Source organism: Faecalibacterium sp., assembly GCF_052358865.1.
Classification (GTDB): domain Bacteria; phylum Bacillota; class Clostridia; order Oscillospirales; family Ruminococcaceae; genus Faecalibacterium; species Faecalibacterium butyricigenerans.
In genome coordinates this window covers 1-7,488 of record NZ_DAWCVJ010000044.1, presented here as the reverse complement: position 1 = coordinate 7,488, position 7,488 = coordinate 1, and the positions used below count along the sequence as shown (strand labels likewise).

Sequence of the window (7,488 nt, the reverse complement as noted above, 5' to 3'; positions counted from 1 at the left end):
GGGGTAATCAGCGCCCACATTCCCCTTGAAAAGCATTTTCGCAGACAAACAAAAATCCCCGAAAAGCTAGGCGAGAAGCCACTTTTCGGGGATTTTACTTTGGAGCTACTGATCCGATTCGAACGGACGACCTGCTCATTACGAGTGAGCTGCTCTACCGGCTGAGCCACAGTAGCACATTGCACTCATTGCAACGTGTAGTATTTTACCATAAAAGCCGGGAGCTGTCAATATTGATTCGCAACTTTATCGGACGATTTTTTCATATCTTCTCTGTCGCTTCCAACGGTACGGCTCAGCTCACAGACTGCAAAGCAGCATCCGGCAAAGATCAGTAGCGCACAGTCTGGCGGGAGGCGGCGCATCGTTATGACCTGCCCGCACAGGGTGCTGAATGTTTCCTTCGCCCGCTGAGGAAGCAGAAGGTAAAACAGCAGCAGAGAAAGCGGCAGATGGAGCAGCCGGGCGCGGTACAGTGGGCGGAGCGTCATTTCCGACGGGCAGATGGTACGCACCTGCATCAGAACAGAAAGTCCCTGTACGCTCAATGCCGCACAGCACAGCATACTTGCAAACCGACCGCTTTGGGCCGCCAGATCACAGCCAGAGCAGACTTCCAGCAGCATCGCACAGAAGACTCCCGCGCCGGAGGGCAGCACTTCCCCTGCTCCTGCGGCCAGCATCCGGAAGAACAGGACAAAGGCGCAGAGCTTTACATAAGTCTGTGCGGCCTGTGCAATGATGCTGTCCAGCCGGAGAACACGAGCCTCGGAGAGCTTGACTTCCGACCGCTTTGATGCGAGTGGAGGCCCCAGCCGTGCCAGAAGAGCGGCACACAGATAACCCGCCATCACCTGCGCAAGGAACAGCAAAACGCCCAGCTCTGCGCTGCCCAGCATCGATCGTCCTACCGTCAGTATCACAAAGGAAGGGCCGGAACAGACACAGGCCGGGAGGATGGCGTCTGCCTCTTGGGCTGTGAGCTGCCCGGAATGGACGGCCTCAGCCGCTGCGCTGGCCGCCGGGGCAAAGCCTCCCAGAAATCCAACGAGGAGCACCCTCCCTGCTGCCGGAGCACGCACCCCGATAAGCCGTTCCACAGGATAAAACGGCAAGCCCAGTACACCCGCTGCCGGGCACTGGATCAGCAGCGTGGATACGATGAGGAACGGAAACAGCGAGAGCAGCAGAGAACCGCCGCAAAGAGCCAGCCCCTCCCGCAAAGCCTGCGCACAACGCTCTGGTGCGGCAAAGGGCAGAAGCCCCGCTGCCAATGCCGCCAGAAAATATCCCATGCCCCGGATTTTCTCTTTCTGAATCATATGCGCACCCTCCATTTCCATATATATGTGGTAATTGGCAGCATTTTGCACGGCGGGAGGGAGCAGCGTGGGAAGAAAACGAAAGCAAAAATGCTCCCCGCGCGGCTGGTTTCGGCGGTTGTTCCGTCAGCCGCCCCAGAACTTCTACGGGCGGGCCTCGTTTTACCTGAGCGGAGGACGGATGGAGATCGAACAGTTCCGGCGCATCCGCTCCTATGAGGAAGGCAAGCTCTGCCTCGAGCTGGGCAGGGGCATCCTGACCGTTTACGGCGACGATTTGAAGATTGAAACGCTCTCTGCCCGGCGACTCACCCTTTGTGGGCAGATCCTTCGGACGGACTTCTCGAAAGAATAGGAGCTTTTATCATGGAACTGATCCAACACTGGGCAGGCATCTCCTTTTCCGCACAGAATGGCGATCCCGAAGGGCTGCTGACGGCCGCCGCAGCCGGAAGTCTTCCCCTTTCAGATGTCGTCCCCCGGCCCGGCGGATTTTCGGCCCGGTGCGCTGCATGGCATTACCGGAAGCTGGCTGCTCTGGCCCGCAAGCGGCGGGTGCGGCTGCGCATCCAGAAGCGCTGCGGTCTCTTTTTCCGTCTCCGCCCTCTGTTTCGGCGCCGAGGGCTTTGGGCAGGATGTCTTGTCTTTCTCCCGCTCCTGCTTTGGCTCCAAGGGTTTGTCTGGTTCATCGAGCCGGTGGGGCTGACGCCCGGCCAGCAGGCGCGCGCCGCCGTCGTCCTATGGGAGGCCGGGCTTTTCCCGGGAAATGTCGTCACACAGGACAAACTCACAGCCGGAGAATACGCTCTGCTCCAGAGCGGCGAGTTTTCTTGGGCAAGCCTCAACTTTACAAAAGGAAAGCTGGTGGCAGAAGCAGCGGTTGCAAAGCCTGTGCCCGACATTGCTGCCGGAACGCTCCACGGTCTCCGTGCCAAAGTGTCCGGCACTGTGGTAAGCACGAACCTTGTCAGCGGCACGATGCTGGTCGTCCCCGGGCAGGCAGTAGAAGCCGGTCAGGGCCTCATTGGGACTGCCCGCACCGAACGGGACGGAACGCTCATTTTTCAGCCTGCCGCAGGCATCGTCCGGGCGCAGTTCGAGTGGGAAGACGAGCAGGAAGCGGCTCTTACACTGCCCACTGAGCAGTTCACCGGCAGGCAGACCGTGCGCCGGACGCTGTTCTGGAATGGGCAGTCGATCACTCTGCCCTCCCTTCATCCTGTTCCCACCGCATCTGAGGCCAAGGCCGTCATCCGGCATGACCAGCCGGAAGCTTTTGGCGTCCCTTTTCCGTGTTTTATCGAAGAGACGAGCTATTATTATAAAGAAGCTGTCTATCTGGAGCGGACAGAGGACCAGGCTCTGGCCATCGCAAGGCTGCAAAGCAAACAAGCTTTACAGGCAAATTGGCCCGATTTTGAGCTTCTGGCCCGCAAAGAAGACGTTTCTGTCGAAGAAAGCACGCTCCACTACCGAGTCGTCTATACCATCGTGGCAAACATCTGCAAATAAAAATACCGCACTGCCCAGAGCACTTCCGCTCCGACAATGCGGTATGCCGTTCGCAGATCCTGCTTGTACATCAGAAATGCAAACTGCTCTATAATATGGATTTTTGAAGCATTTATTTCTCGTCCGGCGTCGTCTCTGCCAGAAGCTCGTTCAGGTCGAACTCATACTTGGTGTGGCAGAAATGACAGACCACCTCGCAGCGGGGGTCTTCGTCCCGGAGCTTTTCCAGCTCTTTGCGGCCAAGGCTGAGAAGCATATTCTTCGTGCGCTCCTCGCTGCAATCGCACTGATACTGCACCTCGCGGGTGTCAAGGACCTGCGGGTCGAAGCCTGCCATTGCAAGCTCCATCATATCCTGCGGGGTCTTCCCTGCGTGGAGCATCTCGGTGACAGAGGGCATGGCGGCGATATTCTGTTCCAGACGGGTGATCTCGGCATCGGTCGCACCCGGCAGGAGCTGCAGCAGATAGCCGCCCGCGCAGACAATGGACAGATCCTTGTCCACCAGAACGCCCAGCGCACAGACCGTGGGGATCTGCTCGCTGTAGGCATAATAGCTGGTGATGTCCTCGGCGATCTCGCCGGACACCAGCGGCACCTGACCGACGGTTGGCTCCTTCTGGAGCTTGTTGTCCCGGATGACCGTCAATACACCGTCTTTTCCGACGGCACCGCCGACATCCAGATGGCCGTTCTCCTTTGCGGGAAGCTCGACCAGCGGATGGTCGATGCAGCCCTTTACATTGCCGTGTGCGTCGGTGCAGGCGATGACGACACCCGCCGGGCCGCCGCCCGACACGCGCAGGGTGATGGAATCGCCGTCATCCTTGAGCATTGCGCCCATCAGAGACACTCCGGTGAGCAGACGCCCCAGAGCCGCGCTGCAGGTAGCGCTGGTAGTATGCAGCTTTTCCGCCTTGCGGACGATCTCGGTAGAGTCCACGCCACAGAACACGACGCCGCCGTTCTCAGAAATGCCGCGGATCAGATTCGACATATTATTTATCCTCCAATTGGGTATACTGTTTGACTGCACAGAAGAAGTAGCGCTCGCTCTCATCGGTCAGCGGGCCGAAGCTCTCACCGTCGCAGACGCTCTCCAGCACAAAGCCGTGCTTTTCCAGCGCAGTGCGAATGGTCTCGAGGTCGTAGGTGTACTCGTAGAACTGCTCGTGGAAGTGTTCCCCCGTCTCGCGGTAGTCGATGTCCACGCTGATCTCCACGCGGCGGTCGGCGGCGCTGTAGTGGTTGCGCCAGACGCAGGAAGCGTCCTCCTCCTCAAAGGTGAAGATGTTCTCCCCCAGCACGTTCTGATGCTTATAGGGCGTATTCATATCGAACAGGAGAACACCGCCCTTTTCCATAAAGAAACCGGCGTTGGCGATAGCCTTGTCCAGATCAGGGATATGATTAAAGGTGTCAAAGGTAGACACTGCCCCCCGGATGGTGCCGTAGAGGTCAAGCTTGAGCAGATCCTGCCGCAGCAGAAGCAGCCCGCCGGAAAGACCGAGCTGCTCGGCCTTGTCCCGGACGACGCAGAGCATCTCCTCTGACTGGTCGATACCGATCATATCATAGCCCGCCTGTGTGAGCATCAGGGTCAGTTCCCCTGTCCCACAGCCGAGGTCGGCGAGGATGCCGTCACGGATCCCGTGAGCATCCAGCTCCTTGTGGATATGGGCATAGAGCGCATCATAATCCGCTTCACCGTTGAACTCATCGTAGAAATAAGCAAATTCGTTGTAGGCCATTGGGTCACTCCGCGTCCTCTGCGTTTTCTTTGTACTCGGCTGCGATGGCAGCATCCAGCACTGCCTGCAGCTCCGGGATGCCATAGCCATTCTCGCCGCTGGTCAGCACGACCTTCTGGCAGCCATACGGCAGGCAGAGCGTTTCGAACTCCTCCTGCGTCTTGGCCAGCTGGCTCTTCTTGAGCTTGTCGGCCTTGGTCAGCGCCACGACGAAGGGGATGTTATGGTAATGCAGATAACGCAGCATCTGAAAATCGTCGGCGCTGGGGGCGTGGCGGCAGTCGATGAGCTGGACGAGCAGGGTGTGATGGCGCTGCGCCTCGAAGTAGCTGTTGATGAGGTCATCCCAGCGCTCACGATCCGCATTGCTCACCTTGGCATAGCCGTAGCCGGGCAGATCGACGAAATAGCAGTCGTCCACGGCGTAGAAGTTAATGGTCGCTGTCTTGCCCGGCGTGCTGGACACGCGGGCGAGGTTCTTACGGCTGCAAAGCTTGTTGATAAGGCTGGACTTGCCCACGTTGGAGCGGCCGGAGAAGCTCAGCTCCGGGCGGTCGCTCTCGGGCAGCTGGCTGGAGATGCCGTAGCTTGCAATGAAATCCGCTTTATTATAGTTCATAGCTGCGTTCCTTTCGTCTCAGCAGACCGCGCCCGTCTGCGGCTTTTCAGTCGGCTGCGGCAGGGCCGCAGCCTCAGCGGGCTTTCCCTTCTTGGTACGGGGATGGCCCGCCGATACTGTCTTGGGCTTGAGGAGTGCGGCGGCGAGCACCTGCGACAGATTGGACATGGGCAGGAACTCGATGTTCTTCTTGACCTCGTCGTCCACCTCGTACAGGTCGGACAGATTATCCTTCGGGATGAGGACGGTCTTCATCCCCTCGCGGTACGCCGCCATGCTCTTCTCTCGCAGACCGCCGATGGGCAGCACATTGCCGTGAAGGGTGATCTCGCCGGTCATGGCCACATCACCCCGCACCGGGATGCCGGACAGGCAGGAGATGAGAGCAGTGGTCAGAGTGACACCGGCCGAGGGGCCATCCTTAGGCACTGCGCCCTCAGGGGCATGGATGTGCAGGTCGCACTTCTTGAGGCGCTCCGGGTCGATGCCGTACTCAGCGGCATGGACCCGGGCGTAGGTGATGGCCAGCTGCGCGCTCTCCTTCATCACATCGCCCAGAGAGCCGGTAACGGTGATCTTACCGCTGCCGTTGTCGATGACCTGCACCTCGATGGGCAGAGTCTCGCCGCCGATGCTGGTCCATGCCAGACCATTGGCAATGCCGATGGCATTGGTGCGGTTCAGGAACTCGGGCTTGACCATCCGGGGACCGAGCAGCTTTTCGAGGCTGGTGCCGGTGACGGAGACATTCTCCGCCTCGCCGGATGCGATCTTCCGGGCGCACTTGCGCAGGACGCTGGTGATGGTGCGCTCCAGATTGCGGACACCGGCCTCGCGGGTATAGCCGTCGATGATGCCGTAGAGAGCGCTCTGGGAGAAGGCGACCTTGCCGGTCAGACCGCAGGCATCCAGCTGCTTGGGCACCAGATGCTTGCGGGCGATGTTGTACTTTTCTACCCGGGTGTAGCTGGGCAGCTCGATGACGTCCATGCGGTCGCGCAGCGGGCCGGGGATGGCGCTGAGGTCGTTGGCTGTGGTGATAAAGAGCACATGGCTCAAATCGAACGGCATATCAATGAAGTGGTCGTTGAAGGTGCTGTTCTGCTCGGGGTCGAGGGCTTCCAGCAGAGCGGCGGCCGGGTCGCCCCGGAAGTCACCGGCAAGCTTGTCGATCTCATCCAGCAGCATCAGCGGATTCGAGCTTTTTGCGGTGATCATCGCACTGATGATCTTGCCGGGCATCGCGCCGATGTAGGTGCGGCGGTGGCCGCGGATCTCAGCCTCATCCCGCACGCCGCCGAGGCTCAGGCGGACATACTTGCGGTTCAGGCTCTCGGCGATGGAGCGGGCGATGCTGGTCTTGCCGACGCCCGGGGGGCCGACGAGGCAGATGATCTGGCCTTTGACGTCCGGGGCCAGCTTACGGACGGCCAGCACTTCGAGGATGCGGTCCTTGACCTTCTTCAGGCCGTAGTGGTCACGGTCCAGCACCCGCTGGGCCTTGGCGATGTCCAGATCATCCTCCGTGAAGGTGTTCCATGGCAGGTCGAGGCAGGTATCCAGATAGGTGCGGATGACCGTCCCCTCCTGATTGCTGCTCTGCATCTTGGAGAGGCGGTCCACCTCTTTGAGGAGCTTCTTCTCCCGTTCCTCGTCCAGATGGAGAGCGGTGATCTTCCGGCGGTACTCCTCGGCTTCGGCGGTGGTGTCGTCGTCCTCGCCCAGCTCCTCGCTGATCATGTGGAGCTGCTCGTGGAGGTAGTAGTCGCGCTGGTTCTTGTCCATCGCTTCGTCCACCTTCTGGGCAATCTCTTTGTCGATCTCAAGCATCCGGCGCTCCCGGTGCATCTTCTCGATGAGCAGGCGTAGACGGCCCATCAGGGTGCCTTCGTCCAGAATGGCCTGCTTGTCCTCGAAGCGGAACAAGAGGTTGGCCGGGATGTACTCCGACAGGAAGGCAGGGTCGGTGCTGGTGGTGATAGCAAATACCACATCCTTGCCGATATGGGGATTCAACGCCAGAAGCTCGTCGAAGCTCTTTTTGACGTTCCGGACGAGGACATCTGCCTCCGGCATTTCCTCGGGCTTTGCCATCTTTACCGGAGCCGGACGGACCGTGGCCAGCAGGAAGCTGCCGTCGTCCTCCATCTCGGAGAGCTTGGCCCGGTACTTGCCTTCGACCAGAATGCGGACGAGGTCGTCCGACACCCGCATCACCTGCTTGCCCTCTGCCACGACGCCATAAGTATAGAGGTCGGCGGACTTGGGCTCTTCGACCTTCATC

7 protein-coding genes and 1 tRNA gene are annotated in these 7,488 nt (G+C 59.7%); 2 read left to right on the top strand and 6 right to left on the bottom strand.

All coding sequences use genetic code 11. The annotated features are described in order from the left end of the window. Positions 1 to 100: 100 nt before the first annotated feature. A tRNA-Thr gene (locus ACT8X9_RS08325) sits at positions 101 to 176 on the bottom strand. 51 nt (positions 177 to 227) lie between these two features. Next, entirely contained in the window at positions 228 to 1,322 is a 1,095-nt protein-coding gene (locus ACT8X9_RS08320) for a hypothetical protein (RefSeq protein ID WP_444268696.1), read from the bottom strand. Between the two features lie 67 nt (positions 1,323 to 1,389). Between ACT8X9_RS08320 and ACT8X9_RS08315 the strand changes: the two genes are divergently transcribed. After that, positions 1,390 to 1,677: a YabP/YqfC family sporulation protein gene (locus ACT8X9_RS08315; RefSeq protein ID WP_444268695.1), complete on the top strand. Its 288-nt coding sequence runs from the start codon at positions 1,390 to 1,392 to the stop codon at positions 1,675 to 1,677. 11 nt (positions 1,678 to 1,688) lie between these two features. Continuing rightward, positions 1,689 to 2,834 (top strand): sporulation protein YqfD, encoded by a 1,146-nt coding sequence (locus ACT8X9_RS08310; RefSeq protein WP_444268694.1) that lies wholly within the window; start codon positions 1,689 to 1,691, stop codon positions 2,832 to 2,834. A gap of 112 nt (positions 2,835 to 2,946) precedes the next feature. On the opposite strand, the gene hslO is transcribed toward ACT8X9_RS08310, so the two are convergent. The 4 genes from hslO to lon all read right to left on the bottom strand — a co-directional run. Next, positions 2,947 to 3,831, bottom strand: coding sequence for an Hsp33 family molecular chaperone HslO (gene hslO, locus ACT8X9_RS08305; protein ID WP_412591088.1), 885 nt, complete (start codon positions 3,829 to 3,831; stop codon positions 2,947 to 2,949). Between the two features lies 1 nt (position 3,832). Then, positions 3,833 to 4,585, bottom strand: a complete 753-nt coding sequence (locus tag ACT8X9_RS08300; protein ID WP_444268693.1) for a class I SAM-dependent DNA methyltransferase — start codon at positions 4,583 to 4,585, stop codon at positions 3,833 to 3,835. A gap of 4 nt (positions 4,586 to 4,589) precedes the next feature. Then, on the bottom strand, positions 4,590 to 5,204 hold the full coding sequence (gene yihA, locus ACT8X9_RS08295) for a ribosome biogenesis GTP-binding protein YihA/YsxC (protein ID WP_249234606.1): 615 nt from the start codon (positions 5,202 to 5,204) through the stop codon (positions 4,590 to 4,592). An 18-nt stretch (positions 5,205 to 5,222) separates the two neighbouring features. Beyond that, positions 5,223 to 7,488: endopeptidase La (gene lon / locus ACT8X9_RS08290; protein WP_444268692.1), on the bottom strand; the 2,266-nt coding region annotated here is incomplete at its 5' end.

Excerpts from the sequence above, each read along its gene's own strand:
- ACT8X9_RS08320 (WP_444268696.1), bottom strand. The coding sequence starts at position 1,322 with ATGATTCAGAAAGAGAAAATCCGGGGCATGGGATATTTTCTGGCGGCA.
- ACT8X9_RS08310 (WP_444268694.1), top strand. The coding sequence starts at position 1,689 with ATGGAACTGATCCAACACTGGGCAGGCATCTCCTTTTCCGCACAGAAT.
- yihA (WP_249234606.1), bottom strand. The coding sequence starts at position 5,204 with ATGAACTATAATAAAGCGGATTTCATTGCAAGCTACGGCATCTCCAGC.
- hslO (WP_412591088.1), bottom strand. The coding sequence starts at position 3,831 with ATGTCGAATCTGATCCGCGGCATTTCTGAGAACGGCGGCGTCGTGTTC.
- ACT8X9_RS08300 (WP_444268693.1), bottom strand. The coding sequence starts at position 4,585 with ATGGCCTACAACGAATTTGCTTATTTCTACGATGAGTTCAACGGTGAA.